Source organism: Leisingera sp. SA215 (assembly GCF_055902035.1).
Map to the genome: position 1 here is coordinate 30,281 of NZ_JBVVXU010000005.1, position 23,638 is coordinate 53,918.

At 63.6% G+C, this 23,638-nt stretch carries 23 protein-coding genes; 17 read left to right on the top strand and 6 right to left on the bottom strand.

Features of this window, described 5'->3' with window-relative positions:
- The first annotated feature begins 62 nt into the window (after positions 1-62).
- From AC0KW6_RS07195 to AC0KW6_RS07220, 6 genes are all read left to right on the top strand, one after another.
- A complete protein-coding gene (locus AC0KW6_RS07195) occupies positions 63-1,988 on the top strand; it encodes an extracellular solute-binding protein (protein WP_474034550.1) in 1,926 nt (641 codons plus the stop codon).
- A 9-nt stretch (positions 1,989-1,997) separates the two neighbouring features.
- Positions 1,998-3,083, top strand: coding sequence for a microcin C ABC transporter permease YejB (locus tag AC0KW6_RS07200; protein WP_474034551.1), 1,086 nt, complete (start codon positions 1,998-2,000; stop codon positions 3,081-3,083).
- Between the two features lie 3 nt (positions 3,084-3,086).
- Positions 3,087-4,193 carry an ABC transporter permease gene (locus AC0KW6_RS07205; RefSeq protein WP_474034552.1) on the top strand — a complete coding sequence of 369 codons (1,107 nt, stop codon included), beginning with the start codon at positions 3,087-3,089 and terminating at the stop codon, positions 4,191-4,193.
- Positions 4,194-4,267: 74 nt separating this feature from the next.
- The gene (locus AC0KW6_RS07210) at positions 4,268-5,863 is read left to right on the top strand and encodes an ABC transporter ATP-binding protein (RefSeq protein ID WP_474034553.1); all 1,596 of its coding nucleotides are present in this window, start codon (positions 4,268-4,270) and stop codon (positions 5,861-5,863) included.
- A 495-nt stretch (positions 5,864-6,358) separates the two neighbouring features.
- Positions 6,359-7,099 carry a transcriptional regulator FnrL gene (gene fnrL, locus AC0KW6_RS07215; protein ID WP_323780110.1) on the top strand — a complete coding sequence of 247 codons (741 nt, stop codon included), beginning with the start codon at positions 6,359-6,361 and terminating at the stop codon, positions 7,097-7,099.
- A gap of 288 nt (positions 7,100-7,387) precedes the next feature.
- Positions 7,388-7,645 (top strand): GlsB/YeaQ/YmgE family stress response membrane protein, encoded by a 258-nt coding sequence (locus AC0KW6_RS07220; RefSeq protein ID WP_474034554.1) that lies wholly within the window; start codon positions 7,388-7,390, stop codon positions 7,643-7,645.
- An 82-nt stretch (positions 7,646-7,727) separates the two neighbouring features.
- On the opposite strand, the gene AC0KW6_RS07225 is transcribed toward AC0KW6_RS07220, so the two are convergent.
- The gene (locus tag AC0KW6_RS07225) at positions 7,728-8,567 is read right to left on the bottom strand and encodes a universal stress protein (protein WP_474034555.1); all 840 of its coding nucleotides are present in this window, start codon (positions 8,565-8,567) and stop codon (positions 7,728-7,730) included.
- Between the two features lie 204 nt (positions 8,568-8,771).
- Here AC0KW6_RS07225 and ccoN point away from each other — a divergent pair, with 204 nt between their 5' ends.
- The 5 genes from ccoN to AC0KW6_RS07250 all read left to right on the top strand — a co-directional run bounded on the left by ccoN (position 8,772) and on the right by AC0KW6_RS07250 (position 13,173).
- Positions 8,772-10,382, top strand: a complete 1,611-nt coding sequence (gene ccoN / locus AC0KW6_RS07230) for a cytochrome-c oxidase, cbb3-type subunit I (protein ID WP_474034556.1) — start codon at positions 8,772-8,774, stop codon at positions 10,380-10,382.
- A gap of 14 nt (positions 10,383-10,396) precedes the next feature.
- Entirely contained in the window at positions 10,397-11,125 is a 729-nt protein-coding gene (ccoO, locus tag AC0KW6_RS07235; RefSeq protein ID WP_323780089.1) for a cytochrome-c oxidase, cbb3-type subunit II, read from the top strand.
- Between the two features lie 11 nt (positions 11,126-11,136).
- Positions 11,137-11,349 carry a cbb3-type cytochrome c oxidase subunit 3 gene (locus AC0KW6_RS07240; protein WP_474034557.1) on the top strand — a complete coding sequence of 71 codons (213 nt, stop codon included), beginning with the start codon at positions 11,137-11,139 and terminating at the stop codon, positions 11,347-11,349.
- Positions 11,346-12,215, top strand: a complete 870-nt coding sequence (gene ccoP, locus AC0KW6_RS07245; RefSeq protein ID WP_474034558.1) for a cytochrome-c oxidase, cbb3-type subunit III — start codon at positions 11,346-11,348, stop codon at positions 12,213-12,215. Before AC0KW6_RS07240 ends, ccoP begins: the two co-directional genes overlap by 4 nt.
- Positions 12,216-12,357: 142 nt before the next feature.
- Complete coding sequence (locus tag AC0KW6_RS07250; protein WP_323780081.1) at positions 12,358-13,173, top strand: class I SAM-dependent methyltransferase; 816 nt, start codon at positions 12,358-12,360, stop codon at positions 13,171-13,173.
- A gap of 23 nt (positions 13,174-13,196) precedes the next feature.
- Here AC0KW6_RS07250 and AC0KW6_RS07255 read toward each other — a convergent pair whose 3' ends face one another.
- Positions 13,197-13,889 (bottom strand): DUF2270 domain-containing protein, encoded by a 693-nt coding sequence (locus AC0KW6_RS07255; protein WP_323780079.1) that lies wholly within the window; start codon positions 13,887-13,889, stop codon positions 13,197-13,199.
- A gap of 263 nt (positions 13,890-14,152) precedes the next feature.
- Positions 14,153-14,332 (bottom strand): hypothetical protein, encoded by a 180-nt coding sequence (locus tag AC0KW6_RS07260; RefSeq protein WP_474034559.1) that lies wholly within the window; start codon positions 14,330-14,332, stop codon positions 14,153-14,155.
- Positions 14,333-14,428: 96 nt separating this feature from the next.
- Here AC0KW6_RS07260 and AC0KW6_RS07265 point away from each other — a divergent pair, with 96 nt between their 5' ends.
- From AC0KW6_RS07265 to ccoS, 5 genes are all read left to right on the top strand, one after another.
- Positions 14,429-15,304, top strand: coding sequence for a LysR family transcriptional regulator (locus AC0KW6_RS07265; protein ID WP_474034560.1), 876 nt, complete (start codon positions 14,429-14,431; stop codon positions 15,302-15,304).
- 229 nt (positions 15,305-15,533) lie between these two features.
- Positions 15,534-16,964, top strand: a complete 1,431-nt coding sequence (gene ccoG / locus AC0KW6_RS07270; RefSeq protein ID WP_474034561.1) for a cytochrome c oxidase accessory protein CcoG — start codon at positions 15,534-15,536, stop codon at positions 16,962-16,964.
- A 3-nt stretch (positions 16,965-16,967) separates the two neighbouring features.
- Positions 16,968-17,432, top strand: coding sequence for a FixH family protein (locus AC0KW6_RS07275; protein WP_474034562.1), 465 nt, complete (start codon positions 16,968-16,970; stop codon positions 17,430-17,432).
- Between the two features lie 5 nt (positions 17,433-17,437).
- Positions 17,438-19,615, top strand: a complete 2,178-nt coding sequence (locus AC0KW6_RS07280; RefSeq protein WP_474034563.1) for a heavy metal translocating P-type ATPase — start codon at positions 17,438-17,440, stop codon at positions 19,613-19,615.
- A gap of 30 nt (positions 19,616-19,645) precedes the next feature.
- Positions 19,646-19,804 (top strand): cbb3-type cytochrome oxidase assembly protein CcoS, encoded by a 159-nt coding sequence (gene ccoS / locus AC0KW6_RS07285; protein WP_323784112.1) that lies wholly within the window; start codon positions 19,646-19,648, stop codon positions 19,802-19,804.
- A gap of 374 nt (positions 19,805-20,178) precedes the next feature.
- Here the strand turns inward: ccoS and AC0KW6_RS07290 are convergent, their stop codons facing one another.
- The 3 genes from AC0KW6_RS07290 to AC0KW6_RS07300 form a co-directional block, all read right to left on the bottom strand.
- Positions 20,179-21,789, bottom strand: a complete 1,611-nt coding sequence (locus AC0KW6_RS07290) for a D-alanyl-D-alanine carboxypeptidase family protein (RefSeq protein WP_474034564.1) — start codon at positions 21,787-21,789, stop codon at positions 20,179-20,181.
- Between the two features lie 261 nt (positions 21,790-22,050).
- Positions 22,051-22,377, bottom strand: coding sequence for a hypothetical protein (locus tag AC0KW6_RS07295; RefSeq protein WP_323778352.1), 327 nt, complete (start codon positions 22,375-22,377; stop codon positions 22,051-22,053).
- Between the two features lie 115 nt (positions 22,378-22,492).
- Positions 22,493-23,206: an HAD family hydrolase gene (locus AC0KW6_RS07300; RefSeq protein ID WP_323778353.1), complete on the bottom strand. Its 714-nt coding sequence runs from the start codon at positions 23,204-23,206 to the stop codon at positions 22,493-22,495.
- Between the two features lie 106 nt (positions 23,207-23,312).
- Here AC0KW6_RS07300 and clpS point away from each other — a divergent pair, with 106 nt between their 5' ends.
- Entirely contained in the window at positions 23,313-23,636 is a 324-nt protein-coding gene (gene clpS, locus AC0KW6_RS07305) for an ATP-dependent Clp protease adapter ClpS (RefSeq protein ID WP_036762377.1), read from the top strand.
- Positions 23,637-23,638: the final 2 nt, after the last annotated feature.

Here is a 23,638-nt window from a genome sequence, read left to right on the forward strand (position 1 = left end):
CCGGCCATTAGCTTGGCAGCGGAAATCCGGGCCGAAGTTCCGGGCAAAGGAGGTCATGGCAGATGAACACCGCTCGAGCTGCGGCGCGCGTGCGCGCAAGAGAATGGATGACCCCGCTGCAGGCGGCTGCGGCGATGGCCCATGCGCTGTTTCTGGGGCTTATCCTGACGGTGGCCGCAGCGACGCTGGCGCGGGCGGAGGATGCGCTTATCAAGGCGCATGGCTTTGCCGAATTCGGGGCGCTGAAGTACCCGGAAGGCTTTGCCCATTTCGATTACGTCAATCCGCAGGCGCCGAAAGGCGGCGAATTGTCGATTTCTGCCGTCGGCACCTTTGACAGCATGAACCCCTATACCCGCAACGGGCGCGCCGGGGCGCTGTCTTCGGACCAGTTCGAAAGCCTGCTGGTGGCATCCTACGACGAGCCCGGTTCCTACTACGGGCTGATCGCCGAAAGCCTGGAGTATCCTGAAAGCCAGGACTGGGTGATTTTCAATCTGCGCCCCGAAGCGCGGTTTTCCGACGGCACCCCGGTCACCGCCGATGATGTGGTGTTCTCCCACAACATCCTGCTGGATCAGGGGCTGAAATCCTATGCCGAGGCGGTGCGCAAGCGGATCCCCAAGGCCGAAGCGCTGGGCCCGCACCGGGTCAAATTCCACTTCTCGCCTGATTTTCCGCGCCGGGCAATGATCAGCCAGGTGGCGGGCACGCCGGTGTTCTCCAAGGCGTGGTTCGAGGCAGATCCCGAAAACCGCCGCCTGGACGAACCGCGGCTGGATCCCGGCATCGGCTCTGGCCCTTATGTCCTGGACAGCGCCGAGGTGAACCAGCGCATCATCTACAAGCGGAACCCGGACTATTGGGGCGCAGGGCTGAATGTGAACGCCGGCCGTCACAACTACGACCGTATCCGGGTCGAATATTTCGGCGACGCGATCGCCGCGATGGAGGGGTTCAAGGCCGGCGTGTACACCCTGCGGCCCGAGAACAACTCAAAAAGCTGGGCCACGGCGTATGACTTTGCCGCGGTGGACAAGGGCCAGGTGATCAAGGGCGAAATCCCCGACGGCAATGTGCCCGCCGCCAACGGATTTGTGATGAACCTGCTGAAGCCCAAGTTCCAGGACATCCGCGTCCGCGAGGCGCTGCAGCTGGGGTTTAATTTCGAATGGACCAACGAAAGCCTGCAATACGGGCTGTTCCGCCACCGTTCCTCCTTCTGGCAGGATTCGCCGCTGCAGGCGGAAGGCCTGCCAGAAGGCCGCGAGAAAGCGGTGCTGGAGGCGCTCGGCGATCAGATCGACCCGTCGATTCTGACTTCGGAACCGGTGGTGGCGCATAGCTCCGGGGCGTCCCGCCCGGGCGACCGCAAGAACCTGCGCCGGGCGATGAAGCTGCTGGACGAGGCCGGCTGGGCCGTTGGCGATGACGGGCTGCGCCGCAATGCGGATGGCGAGGTGCTGAAGGTCGAATTCCTCGCCGACAGCCCGACCATCGAACGCATCGTGCAGCCCTATGTCACCAACCTGCGCACCATGGGCGTGGATGCAATGCTGAACCGGGTCGATTACGCCCAATACACCAGCCGCCGCCGGGAAAAGGAATTCGATATCATTTCCTCCGCCTATCCGATGTCGCTGGAGCCTTCGACCGGCCTGTACCAGTACTTCGGCTCCGAGGCGCATGAGTATTCGGTGTTCAACCCGGCGGGGCTGGCCGATTCGGCAGTGGATGCGCTGATCGGCAACATCGTCAACGCCAAGACGCAAGAAGAGCTGCGCGCCAATGCCCGCGCCTTGGACCGGGTGCTGCGGGCCAAGCGGTTCATGGTGCCGGCCTGGTATCTGGATGTGAACTGGATTGCCTATTGGGACATGTACCGCCATCCGGAAAACCTGCCGCCTTATGACACCGGCATCCTGGACCTGTGGTGGATCGACGCCGCCCGCGAGGCGGAGCTTAAAGCCGCCGGTGCGCTGCGGTAAGGACCTGACATGGCAGCCTATATTCTTCGACGCCTGCTTTTGGTGATCCCGACGCTGTTCGGCATCCTGCTGGTGAACTTTGCGCTGGTGCAATTTGTGCCCGGCGGCCCGGTGGAACAGATCATCGCCCAGCTGGAAGGCGGCGGCGATGTGTTCGAAGGCTTTGCCGGCGGCGGCGGCGATACCGGCACCGAGGCGATCAGCGCCAATGAAAACTATGCCGGCCGCCAGGGTTTGCCGCCGGAGCTGATCGAGGAATTGCAGCAGCAGTTCGGTCTCGACAAGCCGCCGCTGGAGCGTTTCCTGACGATGCTCGGCAACTATGCGCGGTTTGATTTCGGCGAGAGCTATTTCCGCAAGATCGACGTCATCGACCTGGTGCTGGAGAAAATGCCGGTCTCAATCTCATTGGGCCTGTGGTCGACGCTGATCGCCTATATGATCTCGATCCCGATGGGCATCCGCAAGGCGCTGCGCGACGGCTCGCGCTTTGACACCTGGACCAGCGGTTTCATCATCGCCGCCTATGCGATCCCGTCGTTCCTGTTTGCCATCATGCTGCTGGTTCTGTTTGCCGGCGGTTCCTACTGGCAGATCTTCCCGCTGCGCGGGCTGACCTCGGACAATTGGCATGAGCTGAGCCTGATCGGCAAGATCGGCGATTATTTCTGGCACATCGCGCTGCCGGTGCTGGCCTCGACCATCGGCGCCTTTGCGACGCTGACATTGCTGACCAAGAACTCGTTTCTGGACGAGATCAAGAAGCAATATGTGATGACCGCCCGCGCCAAGGGCCTCAGCGAGAACCGGGTGCTGTACGGCCATGTGTTCCGCAACGCGATGCTGATCGTGATCGCCGGCTTCCCGTCGGTCTTTATCGGCATCTTCTTTTCCGGTTCGCTGATCATCGAGACGATCTTCTCGCTCGACGGCCTCGGCCGGCTCGGGTTCGAGGCCGCAGTGGCGCGCGACTACCCGGTGATTTTCGGCACCCTGTTCATCTTCGGCCTGATGAGCCTGGTGGTCGGCATCATTTCCGACCTGATGTATGTGCTGGTCGACCCGCGCATCGACTTTGAAAAGCGGGAGGGCTGAAGGATGGCGCTTTCCCCCCTGAACCAGCGCCGCTGGAACAATTTCCGCAAGAACAAACGCGCCTTCTGGTCGCTGATCATTTTCTCCGTGCTGTTCACGCTCTCGCTGTTTGCCGAGTTCATCGCCAACGACAAACCAATCCTGGTGAGCTACCGCGGCGGGATCTACACGCCGGTGTTCAAATTCTATCCGGAGACAGAGTTCGGCGGCGATTTCCAGACCGAGGCGATCTACAGCGATCCGGAGGTCGAATGCCTGATCCGCTCCGGCGGCATCGAGGATTGCTTTGACGAACCCGGAACCATTCTGGAGGAGATCGCCGCAGGCACCTATGCCGCGGATGGTTTTCAGAAAGGCTGGACGTTGTGGCCGGTGATCCCTTACAGCTTCAACACCACCGTCGACCGGCCCGGCGCGGCGCCGCTGCCGCCCAATCGCCAGAACCTGTTGGGCACCGATGACACCAAACGCGACGTGCTGGCGCGGGTGATCCACGGCTTCCGCCTGTCGATCCTGTTCACCCTGATCGTGACTGGTGCCGCAACCGTTCTGGGCATCCTGGCCGGTGCGGTGCAGGGCTTTTTCGGCGGCTGGGTGGATCTGGTGTTCCAGCGGGTGATCGAGATCTGGAGCTCCACCCCGACGCTTTATGTGATCATCATCATGTTTGCGATCCTGGGGCGCGGTTTCTGGCTTTTGGTGTTCCTGATGATCCTGTTCGGCTGGACCGCGCTGGTCGGGGTGGTGCGGGCCGAGTTCCTGCGCGCCCGCAATCTGGAATACGTCCGTGCCGCCAAGGCACTGGGGGTCGGCAATATGACCATCATGTTCCGCCACATGCTGCCCAATGCGATGGTGGCAACGCTGACCATGCTGCCCTTCATCGTCACCGGCACCATCTCGGCGCTGGCGGGGCTGGATTTCCTCGGCTTCGGCCTGCCGTCCTCGGCGCCGTCCCTGGGCGAGCTGACCTTGCAGGCCAAGCAGAACCTGGAGGCGCCCTGGCTCGCCTTCACCGCCTTCTTCACCTTTGCCATCATGCTGTCGCTCTTGGTCTTCATTTTCGAAGGCGTGCGCGATGCGTTTGATCCGAGAAAGACGTTTTCATGATGCTGTTTGCTGAGCGCAGCCCGGGCCGCAAGCGCCCCGGGCACAATGCGGACCAACCGGGACGATAAAGAATAATGAGCAGCGCTAACTCCACGCCCCTCCTGAACGTCCGGAACCTTCGCGTCTCCTTCCGCCAGGACGGCAAGATCACCGAAGCCGTGCGCGGCGTCTCCTTCTCGGTGGACCGCGGCGAAACCGTGGCGCTGGTGGGCGAGTCGGGCTCCGGCAAATCGGTCTCGGCGCTCTCCACAGTCTCGCTGCTGGGCGACAGCGCCAGGGTCGAAGGCTCGGTTACCTATGGCGGCACCGAAATGGTCGGCGCCGATGAGAAGCACCTGATGGATGTGCGCGGCAATGACATCAGCTTCATCTTTCAGGAGCCGATGACCTCGCTCAACCCGCTGCACACCATCGAACGGCAGCTGGAAGAATCCATCGCCCTGCATCAGGGGCTGGCGGGCCGCGCGGCGCGGGAGCGTATTCTGGAACTCCTGAACAAGGTCGGCATCCGCGATGCGGAAAGCCGGCTCAGCGCCTATCCGCACCAGCTGTCCGGCGGCCAGCGGCAGCGGGTGATGATCGCCATGGCGCTGGCCAACAAGCCCGACATCCTGATCGCGGATGAGCCGACAACGGCGCTGGACGTCACCATTCAGGCGCAGATCCTTGAGCTGCTGGCAGAGTTGAAGGCCAGCGAGGGCATGGGGCTCTTGTTCATCACCCATGACCTCGCCATCGTGCGCCGCATCGCCGACCGGGTCTGCGTGATGAAGGACGGCGAAATTGTCGAGGAAGGCCCGGCGGCAGAAATCTTTGCCAGCCCGCAGCACCCCTACACCCGGAAACTGCTGGCGGCTGAGCCGTCGGGAACGCCGCCGCCGGTGCCCGCGGGCGCCCGGGAACTGGTGGCAGCGCAGAACCTGAAAGTCTGGTTTCCGATCCAGAAGGGCCTGCTGAAACGCACAGTGGGCCATGTGAAGGCGGTGAACCCGATGTCCCTCTCGGTGCAGGCCGGCGAAACCCTTGGCATCGTCGGCGAGAGCGGTTCCGGCAAGACCACGCTGGCGCTGGCCATCATGCGGCTGATCGCGTCCGAGGGGGCGGTCACCTTTCAGGGCCAGGATCTGCGCCAATGGTCCACCCGCGACCTGCGCCGTCTGCGCAAGGACATGCAGATCGTGTTCCAGGACCCCTTCGGCTCGCTCAGCCCGCGGATGACCTGCGCCCAGATCATCTCCGAGGGGCTGGCGATTCACAAGGTCGATCAGCACCGCAAACCCCGCGAACTGGTCGCCGGGGTGATGCGGGAGGTCGGCCTGGATCCGGCCGCGATGGACCGCTACCCGCATGAGTTCTCCGGCGGCCAGCGTCAGCGCATTGCCATCGCCCGCGCTATGGTGCTGCGCCCCAAGCTGGTGGTGCTGGACGAACCGACCTCGGCCTTGGACATGACGGTGCAGGTGCAGATTGTGGAACTGCTGCGGGATCTGCAGGCGCGCTACGGGCTGGCCTATCTGTTCATCAGCCACGATTTGAATGTGGTGCGGGCGATGTCGCACAAGGTGGTGGTGATGAACCAAGGCGACGTGGTAGAGACCGGAACGGCCGAGGAATTGTTCACCAACCCGCAGGCAGAGTACACCCGCAGGCTGCTGGCGGCGGCGGGTTAACCCGCCCCTGGGTAACATTGTGGCAGGCTTTGCAGCATCTATGCGCGCGCGGCCTGCGCAACGCCCATAAATTGCGGCAGCCCTGTTGACCGAATGTTTCGCGCGCGAAACATTGCGGCAGAGTTGCTGACCTATCCGCGCCGCACCGGACCCAGCGGAAGACTCCCGCGCCCGCAGACCCCTCCGGCTGATGCCGGGCGGACCTTGGCGGCCGGCGGGAGAGGCTGCCGGCGCAGAACCAGCACAGTTTGCTGCAGACTGGCACATGCAGGTACAGTGAAATACTGCTGCTGGGGCTGACCTTTGACACCCAATTGGAAAACCGGACCGGAACCACCGCGTTTGCGAAATGCGCCGCGGGCGGGTTGCTTGTATAGCGCGGCACTATGGCGTCGAATAATCCGAATCCGGCCAATTGAGGTTTTCGGTCCATTCCTTTAGCTTTAGGCAGGCCAGCCTGGGCAAGCCTTGACCCAGATCAACCGGGATCCGCTGATGAACGCTCCAGCATTGTCACAGACCAGATGCGGCGACTGCCCGATCCGCCACCGCGCGGTTTGCGCGCGCTGCAACGCGGATGAGCTGAATGAGCTGGATGCGATCAAATACTACCGCACCTATGAGGCCGGGCAGCCGATCATCTGGTCCGGCGACGTGATGACCTTTGTCGGCTCGGTTGTGTCAGGCATTGCCTCTCTGACCCAGACGATGGAGGACGGGCGCACCCAGATGGTGGGCCTGCTGCTGCCCAGCGATTTTGTCGGCCGGCCGGGCCGCGAAGTCGCGGCCTATGATGTGGCTGCGACCACTGATGTGGTGATGTGCTGCTTCCGCAGGAAACCGTTTGAAGAGCTGATGGAGCGCACTCCGCATATCGCCAACCGGCTGCTGCAGATGACGCTGGACGAGCTGGACGCAGCCCGCGAGTGGATGCTGGTGCTGGGCCGCAAGACCGCGCGCGAGAAGATTGCCAGCCTGCTGTTGATCATTGCCCGCCGCGATGCCTCGCTGACACCGCGCGGTGCCACCAACAGGATGGTGTTCGACCTGCCGCTGACCCGCGAGGCGATGGCGGATTACCTGGGCCTGACGCTGGAGACCGTCAGCCGCCAGATATCGGCCCTGAAACGGGACGGGGTCATCGAGCTGGAAGGCAAGCGCCACGTCACGGTGCCCGATATGCACTTGCTGATGGAAGAAGCCGGCGACGACAGCGACGGCGGTTTCCCCGGCTGAGGCCGCCGCATATGCCCGCACTCCCCCAGCCGTTTCCGATCAGCCGTCGCGCAGCCTGTGCCGCCGGGTTGCTCTGCTTCGCGCAGGTGGCGGAGCGCGGCGTGGATATGATCAAAGGCCGAAATGAATTCCGGCAGCCTCCGCGTCCAGGGCGTTGAGGGCCATCTGTTGCGGAAAGCGCCGGCAGGCTCGTCCAGCTCCCGCGCGGCGGGGGCTCTCCCGCGCCTGCAGGTGACCTGGCGCTGCGGTTGTGGTCTACTGGCACCATCACAACGAATGGAGGCGGAAATGCAGTTTGGAAGCTTGATCGGGATGCTGATCGTCGGGGCGCTGGCCGGCTGGCTGTCCGGCAAGATCATGCAAGGGCGCGGTTTTGGCATCCTTGGCAATATCATCGTCGGCGTCGTTGGCGCCTTTCTGGCGGGCCTGATCTTTCCGGCGCTGGGGTTTGCTGCCGGCGGCGGCTTTTTCTGGTCGCTGATCCATGCCACCATCGGCGCGGTGATCCTGCTGTTCCTGATCAGCCTGATCCGCAAGGCCCGCTGAAGCACAGGGGGCAACCGGCTGCAAAAGGCGCCTTTGAGGGCGCCTTTTATGTGACCGGCAGGGCTGAAGCCTGGCCGGGCCGTCAATGGGCCATCAGCACCGGCACCGTGGCCTGCTCCAGCATGTTGCGGGTGGCACCGCCAAGGATCGCCTCGCGGAAGCGGGAATGGCCGTAGGCGCCCATCACGATCAGATCGGCGGCGGTGTCTGCCGCATGGCGGTTCAGCACGTCCGACACCCGGGTCAGCGTCTTGCTGAGCACATCGATTTCGCAAGTGGCCCCGTGGCGGGACAGCATCTGCGCCAGCAGGCCGCCGGGGTCGGAGCGTTCGGGCCCGTGCTGCGGCGGGTCGATCACGGCGATGCGCACCAGATCGGCGCCGGTCAGGAACGGCATCGCCCTGCGAATCGCGGTCATCGCCTCGATGCTTTCGTTCCAGGCCACCAGAACAGTTTTGGGCCGCCGCATCGGCGCGGCTTTGGCGGGCACCACCAGCACCGGGGCGCGGCCCTCGAACAGGGCGGCTTCGACAATCGGTTCGGCCTCGGCGCGCGTGCCCGGGCCATAAGGCTTGCCCAGCACCACCAGATCGGAAAACCGGGCCTGGCGCGCCACATGGCGGCCGAGGTCCGCGATCTGCGCCACACCGCTGTCGGTGCCATAGGGCACCCCTGCCTGCTGCAGTGCCGCTTGTGCCTGGGCCTCAACCTGTTCAGCCTCTTCCAGGGCACGGGCCAGGGTTTCCTGCAGCACCAAGGCATTGGCGCCTGCGTAATAATATCCTGTCTGAGTGCGGTCGACACCAAGGCAGAGCGCATCGGCATGGGCGCCGAAGTCTTCGGCCAGGGCCGTAATCTGCGCCAAAGGCGCCGCAGCCGTTTCTGCAGCTGTGAGAATGGTAAGCATGGACTTGTAGGACATTGGCACCTCTCGTCAGATGATGCGGCGCAGCCCGGACAGCTGCGGTGCAGAGAATTTCGATACACAGGCAGAAGTGTCACATGTTGCTCGAAGATGTCTTGATGCAGATCAAGGCAGCGAAGATGCGGCGTCTGCATGAAGGGCGCGGTCTAATAACGTCCCCGTATCGGCAGGATTCGCGGGGGCATGGTGAAGGGACGCAAGATGTCTAACTATATCAAGCTGATAGCGCTTGGTCTGGTCACGCTGTTTGCGATGATCGGTTCCAATTACGCGCGGGATCTGGCTTACCAGGTGCATGCGATCATCGTGATGATGGTGGCCGGCGGCCTGTTCCTTTATACTTTGCGCCAGACCAACGAGCCGGAACCGGCAGTTGCTGGCCTGGAAAATGAGTATTTCGACAGCGTGATCCGCGCTGGTGCAATTGCCACCGCTGCCTGGGGCGTGGTCGGGTTTCTGGCCGGGACCTTCATTGCGTTCCAACTGGCCTTTCCGGCGCTGAATTTCGAGTGGGCGCAGGGCTTTGCCAATTTCGGCCGCCTGCGTCCGCTGCACACTTCGGCAGTGATCTTTGCCTTTGGCGGCAACGCGCTGATCGCGACCTCCTTTTATGTTGTGCAGCGGACCAGCGCCGCGCGGCTGTGGGGCGGCAACCTGGCGTGGTTCGTGTTCTGGGGCTATCAGCTGTTCATCGTGCTGGCGGCAACCGGCTATCTGTTCGGCGCCACCCAGTCCAAGGAATATGCCGAGCCGGAATGGCACGTCGACCTGTGGTTGACTGTGGTCTGGGTTGCCTATCTGGCGGTGTTCCTGGGCACCCTCATCAAGCGCAAGGAGCCGCATATCTATGTGGCAAACTGGTTCTACCTGTCCTTCATCGTCACCGTGGCGATGCTGCACCTGATCAACAACATGACCATTCCGGTGTCGATCTGGGGCTCCAAGTCGGTGATCGTGTGGCCGGGCGTGCAGGATGCGATGATCCAGTGGTGGTACGGCCACAACGCCGTGGGCTTCTTCCTGACTGCGGGCTTCCTGGGGATGATGTATTACTTCATCCCGAAACAGGCAGAGCGTCCGGTGTTCAGCTACAAGCTGTCGATCATCCACTTCTGGGCGCTGATCTTCCTTTATATCTGGGCCGGTCCGCACCACCTGCATTACACCGCCCTGCCGGACTGGGCCTCGACCCTGGGCATGGTGATGTCGGTGATCCTGTGGATGCCCAGCTGGGGCGGCATGATCAACGGCCTGATGACCCTGTCAGGCGCCTGGGACAAGCTGCGCACCGACCCGGTGATCCGGATGATGGTGATCTCGGTCGGCTTTTACGGCATGACCACATTCGAGGGCCCGATGATGTCGATCCGCGCGGTGAACTCGCTGTCGCATTACACCGACTGGACCATCGGCCACGTGCATTCCGGCGCTTTGGGCTGGAACGGCATGATCACCTTTGGCGCGCTGTACTATCTGGTGCCGGTGCTGTGGAAGCGCGAGCGACTCTATTCGCTCAACCTGGTCAGCTGGCACTTCTGGCTCGCCACGATCGGTATCGTGCTTTACGCCGCGTCGATGTGGGTGACCGGGATCATGGAAGGCCTGATGTGGCGTGAAGTGGATGCCAACGGCTTCCTGGTGAACTCCTTTGCCGACACCGTGGCCGCGAAGTTCCCGATGTATGTGGTGCGGGGCTTGGGCGGGGTGATGTTCCTGACCGGGGCGATCATCATGTGCTACAACCTGTGGATGACTGTCCGTAAGGCGCCGGCCAAAGAAGCCAGCCTGACGGTTCCGGTCCCGGCTGAATAAGGAGCCAGGCAGCTATGTCCATTATCGACAAACACAAGATCCTCGAGACCAACGCGACCCTGTTGCTGATCTTCAGCTTCCTGGTGGTGACCATCGGCGGGCTGGTGCAGATCACGCCGCTGTTCTACCTGGAAAACACCATCGAGAAGGTGGAGGGCATGCGCCCTTACACCCCGCTGGAGCTCGCTGGCCGCGACATCTACATCCGCGAGGGCTGCTATGTCTGCCACAGCCAGATGATCCGCCCGATGCGGGACGAAGTCGAACGCTACGGCCATTATTCGCTGGCGGCCGAGTCGATGTACGACCGGCCGTTCCAGTGGGGCTCCAAGCGGACCGGGCCGGATCTGGCCCGCGTCGGCGGCCGCTACTCGGACGAGTGGCATGTGGACCACCTGCGCGACCCGCAGGCGGTGGTGCCGGAATCGGTGATGCCGAAATACGGCTTCCTCGAGGAGACGCGCATTGATGGCAGATACATCGGCGATGTGATGGCCACCAACGCGCTGCTGGGCACCCCCTACACGGAGGCGATGGTCGAGGCCGCGCAGGCCGACTTCCGCGCCCAGGCAGATCCCGACAGCGATTATGACGGGCTGCTGGAGCGTTACGGCGAGAAGGTCAACGTGCGCAACTTCGACGGCCAGCCAGGGGTGTCCGAGGCCGATGCGCTGATCGCCTATCTGCAGATGATGGGCACGCTGGTCGATTTCTCGACCTTCACCCCGGACGCAAGCCGGTAACGGAGGCAAAGATGGAATTCTATACGCTCCTCAGGCAATTCGCGGACAGCTGGATGCTGCTGTTTCTGTTCACCTTCTTCATCGGTGTCGTGGTCTGGGCGTTCCGCCCGGGCAGCACCAAGGTCTACAAGGACACTGCCGACATCCCGTTCCGGCATGTTGACGCACCGGCGCCCCGGGAAGATGCAGTCAAACCCGCCGGGACCAAGGAGGCGAGGACATGAGCAAGAAACCGCAAAAGTTCGAAGGCGATCCGAACACCACCGGCCATGAGTGGGACGGGATCGAGGAATTCGACAACCCGATGCCGCGCTGGTGGCTGTGGACCTTCTACGCCACCATCATCTGGGGGGTGCTGTACACTGTGGCCTATCCGGCCTGGCCGCTGATCAACGGCGCCACTGCCGGGGTGCTGGGCTGGTCGACCCGGGCTGACGCGGCGGCAGAGATCCTTGCGGTGGAAGAGGCCAACGCGCCGGTCAATGCCAAGCTGGAAGCGGCTGATCTGACAGCCATAGCAGGGGATGCCGGGCTGAACGCCTATGCGGTGTCGGCGGGGTCTGCCGTCTTCAAGACCTGGTGCGCCCAGTGCCACGGCTCTGGTGCGGCGGGTGCCAAGGGCTATCCGAACCTGCTGGATGACGACTGGCTGTGGGGCGGTTCGGTGGAGGAGATCCACGCCACCATCACCCACGGCATCCGCAATGAGGACAGCGATGATGCGCGCTATTCCGAAATGCCCGCCTTTGGCCGCGACGAACTGCTTGAGAAAGAAGAGATCTCTCAGGTGGTGAACTACGTGATGTCGCTGTCGGGTGAAGCGCAGGATGGGTCCCAGGTTGCGGCCGGATCGGTTGTCTTTGCCGACAACTGCGCCTCCTGCCACGCCGGGGACGGCACCGGCGACCGCAGCCAGGGCGCGCCGAACCTGGCCGATGCGATCTGGCTGTACGGCGGCGATTACGCCAGCCTGACCGAGACCGTGACCAATGCGCGCTATGGCGTGATGCCGGCCTGGAACAGCCGCCTGACCGAGGCGCAGATCCGGGCGGTCTCGGCCTATGTGCATCAGCTGGGCGGCGGCGAATAAGCCGGAGCCGGTTTTGCAAGAACTGCGAAAGGGCTGCCCTGCGGGCGGCCCTTTTTCATAGGTGAGTCTCCCGGGGGTTGATCGAAGTTCGGTCTTTCGGCATCGTTCGCATTATTTGATCAAATTATTGCGAGGGCTGGATATGGGTGGTGAACACATAGGATTGGAGCAGGCGGTTGCGGCCAATCGCCGTGCCTGGGACGATTCGGCGCGGCTGCATCAGGGCAATGCTCTGTGGCAGGAACTGACCGCGGGATTTGCCCGGAGCGGGTATTCGGCGTTTGACGCAACGATGACCCGGACGCTGGAAGGGCTTGAGCTTCAGGGGCTTTCAGGGGTTCAGGTCGGTTGCAACAATGGACGCGAGACGCTGTCTCTGGCCGCCTTCGGAGCAGAGCGCTGCCTGGGGATAGATCATTCGGCGGAGTTCCTGAAGCAGGCGGCGATCCTGAAAGGCATCGCCCGATCAGACTGTGAATTCCTATGCGCAGATATCTATGATCTGCCATCCGGCATCCGATGCGATTTTGATTTTGCCGTGATCACCATCGGCGTGCTGAACTGGATGCCCGACCTGGGCCGGTTTTTTCAGGCGGTGGCCGGGCTTTTGCGGCCGGGCGGGCGGCTGGTGATTTACGAAACGCACCCGGTGCTGGAGATGTTCGAGCCAACATCGAAACAGCCGCATCTGCCGGCCTATTCCTATTTCAGCGAGGCGCCGGCGGTGGTGAAGCAGGCAATCACCTATGACGGAAGCAAACAATCCGCATCGCCGTCTTACTGGTTCAGCTATAAGATGAGCGATATCGTAATGGGGCTGATCCATGCCGGGATGGATATCACCCGGTTCGAGGAATTTCCGCATTCCAACCGGGAAGCAGAGTTCGAGGTCTACCAGAACCGGCAGGCGCAGTTGCCGATGAGTTTTACAATGGTAGCAGGCAAGACAGCGAAATGACGTGCCGCAGGCGGGTACAGGCCTCAGCCCATCGAAGTTTTCGAGCTGCGCGCGCGGGCGCGGGCGGCGTCGGTGTTGGCGCTCCACCAGGCGATGCCGCCCCACAGCAGCACGTAGAAAACGCCGGTTCCCAGCACCAGTTCGCCGGGGAAGGGGCCGATGTCGGCCCGGTCCAGCGCCTGCTGCCAGGATTGCACCCCGGCGGGATGCACCGCCAGCTTGCCGCCATAGGCCATTGACTGGATCAGCAGGATCCAGAAGTAATTGCGCCGGATCCGCCGCCCGATCGCGGTCATCACGCCGACATGGTATTCGGGGCGCAGATAGTCGGCGGCCAGCACATCCTGCCAGTGCTTTTCCAGATGCAGATCGCCCTCGATCAGCATCGGGGTGTAGAAATGCGTTTCCATCCAGCGGGCGCGGGCGCGGAACACATTGAAATAGCGGTAGCGGCGGGCTTCCAGCATCAAGAAGAAGATGATCAGCACCCCCACCAGGATCAGCGGCAGCGGCGAGGCGTTGGGCGAGGAAAAGGAAATCGACAGAGCCACGCCCAGAGTGACCACCGACCAGTTGGTGGTGGTGTCCAGGCGGGTGCGCCAGACCGTGCTGCGGTAAATCTCCCCCCGGTACAAATGCGCCAGGGCGCCGATTTCGGCCGAGGTCAGCGGTGCGCGGTTTTCGGCGGCTGTCTGCTCAGTCTTTGCTGTTTCCATAAAGGCGAGCGTAGGATTTTTACCGGAACCGGGCAAATATTTTACGCAACTTTGATCGCTGTCAAATTTTGCCGGCGGCAAACCGGATAAAACCGCAGATGACAGAGATTGCTGCTGGGCAGATCAGCCCGCCTGGGCAGCATGATACCCCGCAAGGCCGACGTGCAGGCTGAACGGGTCATGCGCCGGTTTTCCGATCTGTTCGCGCGTTTCCTGGAAAACCGGCGCTTTTTCTGTCTTCCCGTGTGGGCAGGGGGCAGGGGTCAGATGCTCTGGGGAGGGCTGCAGCGCGTTTTCGGCGGTTTGGCAGCCAGCCAGCGCATCAGCCGGGTGACCCTGCCTGCAGGGCGCGGCAGGGGGGCGGGCGCAGGCAGATTCCGCAGCCTTGCACCGTCCTGCCGCGTGGCGGCCATCATCGAGCGGGCGTAGATATCAATCAGCATTTCAGTGCCTCCTATCCGGCGTCTGGGAATATGCTTGCCGGAAACGGTGATTCTTGCGAGTTAAGAAAAATCGCTTCATGTAAGGCAGGGTTACATATGGATTGGCTGAACATGCCGCCATTGACAGCGCTAAGGGCCTTTTCTGCCTTTGCCGGGACAGGAAATGTGGTGCAGGCGGGGGCAGCTTTGAATGTCAGCCACGCCGCCATCAGCCAGCAGCTGCGCGGACTGGAGGCGCATCTGGGGGCTGCGCTGCTGGACCGCAGCGGCAGGGCGCTGGCGCTGACAGCGGACGGGGAGCATCTGGCCCGTGCGCTGCATCTGGGGTTCGGCGCGATCGAGGCGGCGGTGCAGGAGATCTCTGCCGCGGGGGCCGCCCGGCCGCTGCATGTGACCTGCACGCCGATGTTTGCCGCGCACTGGCTGATGCCGCGGCTGGCCGGGTTCCAGACGGAGCATCCGGAGATCGATCTGGTGCTGGATCCGCGCGGCGAGATTGCCGAGCTGAAGCCGGGCGGGATCGACATCGCCATCCGCTACGGCGACGGCAACTGGCCGGGGCTGGAGGTGGAGATGCTGCTGCAATCGCCGATGGTGGTGATTGCGGCGGGCAGTCTTCTGGACGGGCGGCAGGTGACCGCCCCGGAGGATTTGCTGGATCTGCCCTGGCTGGAGGAGCTTGGCACCTCGGAGGCTTCGCGCTGGCTGGAATCGCGCGGTGTCACCGGGGTGCTGCGCGGGCCGCGCACCCGGCTGCCCGGAAATCTGCTGATGCAGGCGGTGCGGGCGGGCCAGGGGGTGGCGGTCAGCGTGCGGGAGTTTGTTGCCGAGGATCTGTGCTGCGGGCGGCTGCTGGAGCTGTTCACCGAAGGCGAAGACCGGGGCTACCATATCGCCACCCGCCCCGGTGTGCTGCGCCCGGCGGCGCGGCGGCTGACCGGCTGGCTGCGGCGGCAGCGGGCAGAGCGGTGAATCCGGCGGCCTTCTGACGGAAATCCTCCTTGCAGCGCCGCATCGCTGCGCTGCGGCAACTTGCCTCTAGCGGCGCCAGGCGGACAGGCATAGGTGGCGTGTTGCCTTCACGATGCGCCTGTGCGGGCCGGAAACATGATTGTGCGATGCGCTTTTTGATCCACGTCAATGTTCTGGCACTGCGCGTCTGTGACAACGGCGCGAGACTGCCACAAGACGGAGAGAGTCAGTGAGCGATTCCAATCCAGCCCCCAGCCTGTTCGCCGCCCGGGAGCCGATCTATCCGCGGCGTGTGTCCGGTCCGTTCCGGAACCTGAAATGGTACATCATGGCGGTGACGCTGGGGATCTACTATCTGACACCGTGGATCCGCTGGGACCGCGGGCCATCGTTGCCGGATCAGGCGGTGCTTCTGGATCTGGCGGGCCGCCGGTTCTATTTTTTCTGGATCGAAATCTGGCCGCATGAGTTCTATTTTGTCGCCGGCTTGCTGATCATGGCCGGGCTGGGGCTGTTCCTGTTCACCTCGGCGCTGGGGCGGGTCTGGTGCGGCTATACCTGCCCGCAAACCGTGTGGACCGACCTGTTCATCCTGGTGGAGCGCTGGATCGAGGGCGACCGCAACGCCCGGCTGCGCCTGCACCGGCAGAAGAAGATGGATTTCCGCAAGGCGCGGCTGCGGCTGACCAAATGGGTCTCCTGGTTCGTGATCGGTCTGGCAACCGGTGGCGCCTGGGTGTTCTATTTCGCGGATGCGCCAACGCTGGCCTATGACCTGGTGACGCTGAATGCGCACCCCGTTGCCTATAGCACCATGCTGGTGCTGACCGGCACCACCTTTTTGTTCGGCGGTTTCGCACGCGAGCAGATCTGCATCTACGCCTGCCCGTGGCCGCGCATCCAGGCCGCGATGATGGACGAGGACACGCTGACCGTCGGCTACCGCGACTGGCGCGGCGAGCCGCGCGGCAATCTGAAAAAGGGCCAGGCGGCCGAGGGGCAGGGAGATTGCATCGATTGCATGGCCTGCGTCAATGTCTGCCCGATGGGGATCGACATCCGCGACGGCCAGCAGATGGAATGCATCACCTGTGCGCTGTGCATCGACGCCTGCGATGATGTGATGGCCAGGATCGGCAAGCCGCGCGGACTGATCGACTATATGGCGCTGTCGGACGAGGCGCAGGAGCGCGCAGGCAAGCCGCCCCGGAACATCTGGAAGCACATCCTGCGGCCGCGCACCATCCTGTACACCGCCCTGTGGTCGCTGGTCGGCGCGGGGCTGCTGTTTGCGCTGTTCATCCGCGCCGATATCGAACTGACCGTGGCGCCGGTGCGCAACCCGACCTATGTGACACTGTCCGATGGCGCGATCCGCAACACCTATGATGTGCGGCTGCGCAACAAGCACGGCGAGGAGCGCCCTTTCCAGCTGTCGCTGAAGGGCGACCCGTCGATGCAGATCGCATTGGAGGGCACCGAGGGGGTGACGGTGATGGTGCCCGCCGACACGGCGCTGCTGCAGCGGGTCTATATCGTGGCGCCGAAAGACGCCGCCCCGTCCAGCGCAGGCTCGACTCCGGTGCGTATTTGGGTGGAAGATCTGGACAGCGGCGAACGGGCCCACAAGGACACCAGCTTTAACGGCACGGGGGGCTGAGCCATGGCCAAGCGCGAACGCGAGTTTACCGGCAAGCATGCCCTGATGCTGTTCGGCGGCGCCTTTGCGGTGATCATCGGGGTGAACATTGCCCTTGCGGTGAATGCAGTGCAGACCTTTCCGGGGCTGGAGGTGAAGAACTCCTATGTCGCCAGCCAGGAGTTTGATCAGCGCCGCTCGGCGCAGCAGGCACTGGGCTGGTCGGTCTATGCCTCGTCGCAGGGCGATATTGTCAAGCTGGAGATCACCGATGCCGCGGGCAACCCGGTGGAGGTCGCCGAGCTGAACGCGACGCTGGGCCGGGCGACCCATGTGCAGGACGACCAGCAGCCGGCGTTTATCTTTGACGGAAAGGCCTATGTGGCGCCGGCCGATCTGGGGCCGGGCAACTGGAATATCCGCATGGCGGCGCGGGCCAAGGACGGCACCGCGTTCACCCAGCGGGTGATCCTGCATGTGAAAGGCTGACCCTCATGACCGCGCGGATCCGCCCCACGCTTGCCGCCTGTCCGGCCTGTGTCGCGGCCCCGCATGACGGCGGGGAACAGGCCCCGGCCGAGGCGCGGCTGGCGCTGTCCTTGCCCGGCATCCACTGCCAGGCCTGTATTTCCGCGGTGGAGCGGGAGTTGAACGGGCACCCCGGTATCCATTCGGCGCGGGTCAATCTGACGCTGAAACGCGCGTTGATCGAGGCCGAGCCGGACCTGCGGGCGGCGGACTTGATCCCGGTGCTGGAAAGCATCGGATATGAGGCACATGAGCTGGACTTGGCGGCGCTGGCGGCAACACAGAACGACAAGGCGGGGCGTGACCTGCTGATGCGGCTGGCGGTGGCGGGTTTTGCCTCGATGAATGTGATGCTGCTGTCGGTCTCGGTCTGGTCCGGGGCCTCGGATGCGACGCGGGACATGTTCCATTGGATCTCTGCCGCGATCGCCTTTCCAGCCATCATCTTTGCCGCCCAGCCGTTTTTTCGTAACGCCTGGAGCGCCTTGCGGGTGGGGCGGTTGAACATGGATGTGCCGATTGCGCTGGCGCTGGTATTGGCGCTGGCTACCTCGCTGTGGGAGACGTCGCTGTCGGGCGAACACGCCTATTTCGATGCTGCGCTGACACTGACGTTCTTCCTGCTGGCGGGCCGCTATCTGGACTACCGCACCCGTGCGGTGGCGCGCTCCGCCGCCGAGGAGCTGGCGGCGCTGGAAGTGCCGCGGGCGATCCGGCTGCTGGATGACAAGGAACACGAGGTGCCGGTGGCGGATCTGGCGATTGGCGATCTGATCCTGGTGCGCCCTGGCGGGCGGATGCCGGTGGATGGCGAGATCGTGTCAGGCCAGTCGGAGCTCGACCGCTCGCTGCTGACCGGGGAAACGCTGCCGGTGTTTGCAGCGCCTGGTCTGGCGGTCTCTGCCGGGGAGGTGAACCTTACTGGCCCGCTGACCATCCGGACAACGGCAGTGGGCGAGGATACCTCGCTGCACCGGATGGCCGATCTGGTGGCCATCGCCGAGTCGGGGCGGTCGCGCTATACTTCGCTCGCCGACAGTGCCGCCAAGCTATACGCACCCGGTGTGCATATCCTGTCGGCGCTGGCCTTTGCCGGCTGGTATCTGTGGACGTTCGACATCCGCATGGCGCTGAACATCGCCGCGGCGGTGCTGATCATCACCTGCCCCTGCGCGCTGGGCCTTGCGGTGCCTGCGGTGACCACCGCCGCCTCCGGCCGGCTGTTCAGACGGGGCATGCTGATCAAACACGCCACCGCGCTGGAGCGGCTGGCGGAGGTCGATACGGTGGTGTTTGACAAGACCGGGACGCTGACCGCCGGCACGCCGGAGGTCACCAATCTGGGCGGGCACGCCCGCGCGGATCTGGAGATCGCGCTGGCCCTGGCCGAAGGCTCTTCGCATCCGCTGTCAGTGGCGCTGGCCGGCGCAGCCCGCGACGCCGGGGTCTCTGCTGCCCAGGTGCAGAAGGTGGCTGAGGTGCCTGGCTATGGCACCGAAGGCCTGTTCCGCGGCCGGCCCGTGCGGCTGGGCCGGGCGGCCTGGGCCGGCGCACAGCAGGGCAGCCAGACGGCGGCCTGGCTCGACAGCGGGGCAGGGGAGGCCAAGGCGTTTTTGTTCACCGATGCCTTGCGTCCCGGTGCCGCGGAGGCGGTGCAGGCGCTGCAGGAGGCCGGCAAGGAAGTGCTTCTGGTCTCCGGCGACACCGCCGGTGCGGTGGAGGATCTGGCCGGGCGGCTGGGCATCAGCAACTGGGTGGCCGAGGCGCTGCCGGCTGACAAATGCGCCCGTGTGCAGATGCTGACAGCGCAAGGCAGAAAAGTTCTGATGGTGGGCGATGGGCTGAATGACACCGCGGCGCTGACAGCGGCGCATGTGTCGATCTCCCCCGCATCGGCGCTGGATGCGGCACGGGTGGCCTCGGATATCGTTCTGCTGGGGCAGGATCTTTCGCCGATTGCCGAGGCCTGCGGCGTGGCGCAAAAGGCGACCCGCCGGATCCGCGAGAACTTCCGCATTGCCACGCTCTACAACGTGATTGCGGTGCCGCTGGCGATTGCCGGGCTGGCGACGCCCTTGATTGCGGCGCTGGCGATGTCTACCTCTTCCATAAGCGTCTCCCTCAATGCGCTGCGGCTGCGATAAGCCGGCGCCTGCCAAAGCGGACCTGAAGCCATGAGCGTCCTTGCCTATCTGATCCCGATTTCGCTGATCCTCGGCTCGGTGGGGCTGGCGGCCTTTATCTACACCGTGCGCAGCAACCAGTATGACGACCCGGAAGGCGACTCCCGCCGCATCCTGAGCGATGAGTGGGACGACAAGCCAAAGCCCTGAGATCCTGTCCGGAAACAAAGCTCTCCCGCCCCCGCAGCTGCGCTGGCTGGCGCCAGAGCCCCTTGGCGGCGTTGGGGGGGGGGGGGGGGGGGGGGGGGGGGGGGGCACACAAAAAGGGGAGAGGTTTTTTGGAAGGAAAAGAGAAAAGGGGGGCCTACCCCCACCCCCCTTGGTTTCTTTTGGCCTCGCCCCCGCCCCTGCCTCTCCCCCACGCCCAACGGGAGGAAGTCTTTTTGCAAGAAAGACTGACGACGGGCGGGAGCGGCTGATGGGCGGCATGTTTCCGGCACGAAGGTGGCATCCGGCATGGAAAAGGCGCCGCGGGGGCGCCTTTAGTATGGTTTGCTGTACCGTTGCAGGGTTTTGACCCCGGCTCAGGACGGGCCGATCGGTTTGCAGGTCACGTTGCGGGCGTTCAGGCGGCGGCAGGCCAGTTCCGCCTGCTCCTGGCTCATGCCGAGGAAATTGGCTTCGAACCCGCGGCGGGTCTTGGCCACCTTGCGCAGCGACCCGTCCAGCGTTTCCAGCTCCGACATCGCGGTGCGCAGCAGCACCTTTTCGGCTTGGTAGCGGTTGGTGTAGAGGCCAACATTGACGCCCCAGTAACGGCCGCCGGAAGTGGAGAGACGGGTCACAACCACCGGCTCCGGTTCGGGTGAGGCGGCCGCATCGGCCAGGCTGGCCGGGCGGGCTGCGGGCCGCAGGCCGGTGAAGGGCGCCTGTTGCACCGCAGCGATGACCGTGGCTGTTGCGGGCCGGGCTGCCGGCGCGGGTTCTGCCTCTGCTTCGGCGAGGGCAACGGCGATGCTGTTGCGGATGGCCTCCCCCTGCAGCGCGCCTGCGGCGCTGACGGTCTGGACATTTTCAATCTTTCCGGTTTGGTCGGCAGCTTCAGCAGGTGACGCGTCCTTGGCGGGCGGTGTCTGCAGCGCTTCTTCAAGTGCGGCCACCAGCACCGGCGACTCGCTGAGGCCCGGGCGCGTCCTGGGCCGCAAACTGGTGTTGACCTGGCCGCTGACCCGGATGGTCTTGCCTGCAGCGCCTTCGCTGCTGCTGCCCCCTGCGTCCGCTATGACCACGCCGGTGCCTTGGTAGGCGGGCCGCTGCGGCTTGCGCAGGGCCGCCCGCGTCGGCGCACGGCGGAAGCCGAGGTCCAGCAGTTCCGCCACTTTGGCATTGCGGGCGGTGGAGGATGTGCCGCCGAACACCGTTGCGATGATCCGTTCGTTGCCGCGTTTGGCCGAGGCCACCAGATTGGAGCCGGCGGCGCGGGTATAGCCGGTCTTGATCCCGTCGGCGCCGCGGTAGCTGGCCAGCAGGCGGCGGTTGGTATTGGGCACTTCGCGCACGCCGGCATTGGTGGTGCGGCGCGAGAACAGGTTGTAATATTCGGGGTAGTCATAAAGCAGATGCCGCCCCAGTGTGGTCATGTCGCGGGCCGTCGACAGATGCCCGCTGGCAGTCAGGCCATGCGCGTTCTTAAAGGTTGTGCGGCTCATCCCCAGCGCCCTGGCGGTGCGGTTCATGCGGCGGGCAAAGGCGGCCTCGGAGCCGGACAGCGTCTCGCCGATGGCGGTCGCGGCGTCATTGGCGGATTTCACGGCTGCAGCGCGGATCAGGTAGCGGAAGGCAATCCGCTGGCCGGAGCGCAGGCCCAGTTTCGAGGGCGGCTCAGCGGCGGCGTTGCGGCTGATCTTAACTTTGGTATCAAGCGAGATTTCGCCGTTCCGCACCGCTTCGAAGGCGATGTAAAGGGTCATCATCTTGGTCAGGGATGCCGGGTGAAGACGGGTGTCGGCATTGCGCGAATGCAGCACCTCGCCGGTCCGGGAATCAATCACCATCGCCGCATAGGGTGCCGCAGCAGCCCGGTGCGGCTGGAGAGCCAGCACAATTGCTGCAATAAGAAAAACCGCGGCTGCCCATAGGAACCGGGTACGGAAATACCGGCCTGACGCCGGATTGACCTGCGTGATCACTGCCATGTTTGCCTCATGCCGCCGGTTTTCCGGCTGACGATTTTGCCTGTGAGCAAAAGCCTACCATAAGGTTGCCAAGGAATAAACCGCGGCGACAGGGGCTGCTGAGCACTACGCCCGCTGTTCTGCCGGCATCTTGTGGGGGTGCCGGAAGGTGCCGCAAGATGCAGTAAGTGCTAACAAAAGGTTACCGAAAAAAGTTGAGTTTTCCCGATTGCAGAGCAGCCGATTTCCTGTCCCGCGGCCCTATACGCCGGGACTGCGCCGTTAAACCGCGTGAAAATTGGTCACGTAGAAGGGGGGGGAATAGCTGAGGCCGAGGGAGAATTTGCAGGGCTGGGACAACCGCGCCTTGATCAGGGATTCGAGATCCGCCAGCAGGGCGCGGGAAAATGCCGCGTCCCGATGCGGCTTGGCCAGCAGGGCCACAGTGATGGCGATATGGCTGTGGTGAAACTGCTCTGCCGGATAGGCCCGGCCCTTGCAGGCGCCGGCGCCGCTGCTGTGTTTCAGGATCACGGTCTCGATTTCGGCCAGGATGGATTTGGCGTCGAATTCCAGATCGCTGGAGAATTTCAGTTCGGCGTGCGGCATCTTCCGGCGTCTCCCAAGGCTGTGCGGGTGCTGTTATGCCATTGCCGGTGCGATGAAAAGCGTGCCGCCCCAGGGTTTAGGGCTGCGCCGGAAATCAAACGGGGGGCTGTGACTGTCAGCCAAGCTGCTCCACCAAATCCGCCAGCCCGCCCAGATCGGCGATCTCGGTATAGCGGGAGCTGTGTTCGGGGGCTTCGGCATGCTCCACCTCCCAGACCAGCCCGTGCGGCACATAGGTGCCCCAGCCGCCGGCCTTGATCACCGGCACCACGTCCGAGCGCATTGAGTTGCCGATCATCATTGCCCGCTCAGCGCCGTCGCCGTGACGGCGGAAGATGTCCAGGTAAACCTCCGGTGTTTTCTCCGAGACCACCTCGACCCCGTCGAACAGCTCGCCCAGGCCCGATTGCGCCAGCTTGCGTTCCTGGTCCAGGAGGTCGCCCTTGGTGATCAGCACCACTTTGTACCGGCCGGCAACCGCCTCCACCGCTTCGCGCGCATGGGGCAGCAGTTCGATCGGGTATGACAGCATCATCTGGCCCGCGGTGATCAGTTCTTTGATCACAGCGGCAGGCAGGTGTTCCTGCGTCACCTCGATCGCGGTTTCGATCATTGAGAGCGTGAATCCCTTCACCCCGTAGCCATAGCGCCCCAGATTGCGCTTTTCGGCATCCAGCAGCCGCCGTTCCAGCTGCTGCGGGCCGATGTCGGCGGGGGTGTGATCCATTAGCAATTCGGCGAATCTTTCCTGCGTGACGCGGAAGAACCGTTCGTTGTGCCAAAGGGTATCGTCGGCATCAAAGCCGATTGTTGTCAAATTACGTATCAATCTACGGGTCTCAGACTCTTTTCCTGCACAGTATAGAGGCTATATAAGCCTCACAGGAAAATCCACGCATCAACGGATCAAATTGCTTATGCCGCTGCAGCACATCATGATGACCGACCATTCAGACGACGACACGGAATCCGGCGTCCTGACCAAGACGCGGCCGAAAACCAAGCGGCCGCCGCGCTATAAGGTGCTGCTGCTGAATGACGACTACACGCCGATGGAATTCGTCGTGATGGTGCTGGAACGGTTCTTTGGCATGACCCACGCGCAGGCGTTCGAGATCATGCTGACAGTGCATAAGAAAGGCGTTGCCGTGGTTGGCGTGTTCAGCCATGAGGTGGCTGAAACCAAGGTGGGACAGGTGATGGATTTCGCCCGCCGCCACCAGCACCCGCTGCAGTGCACCATGGAAAAAGAAGAATAAAG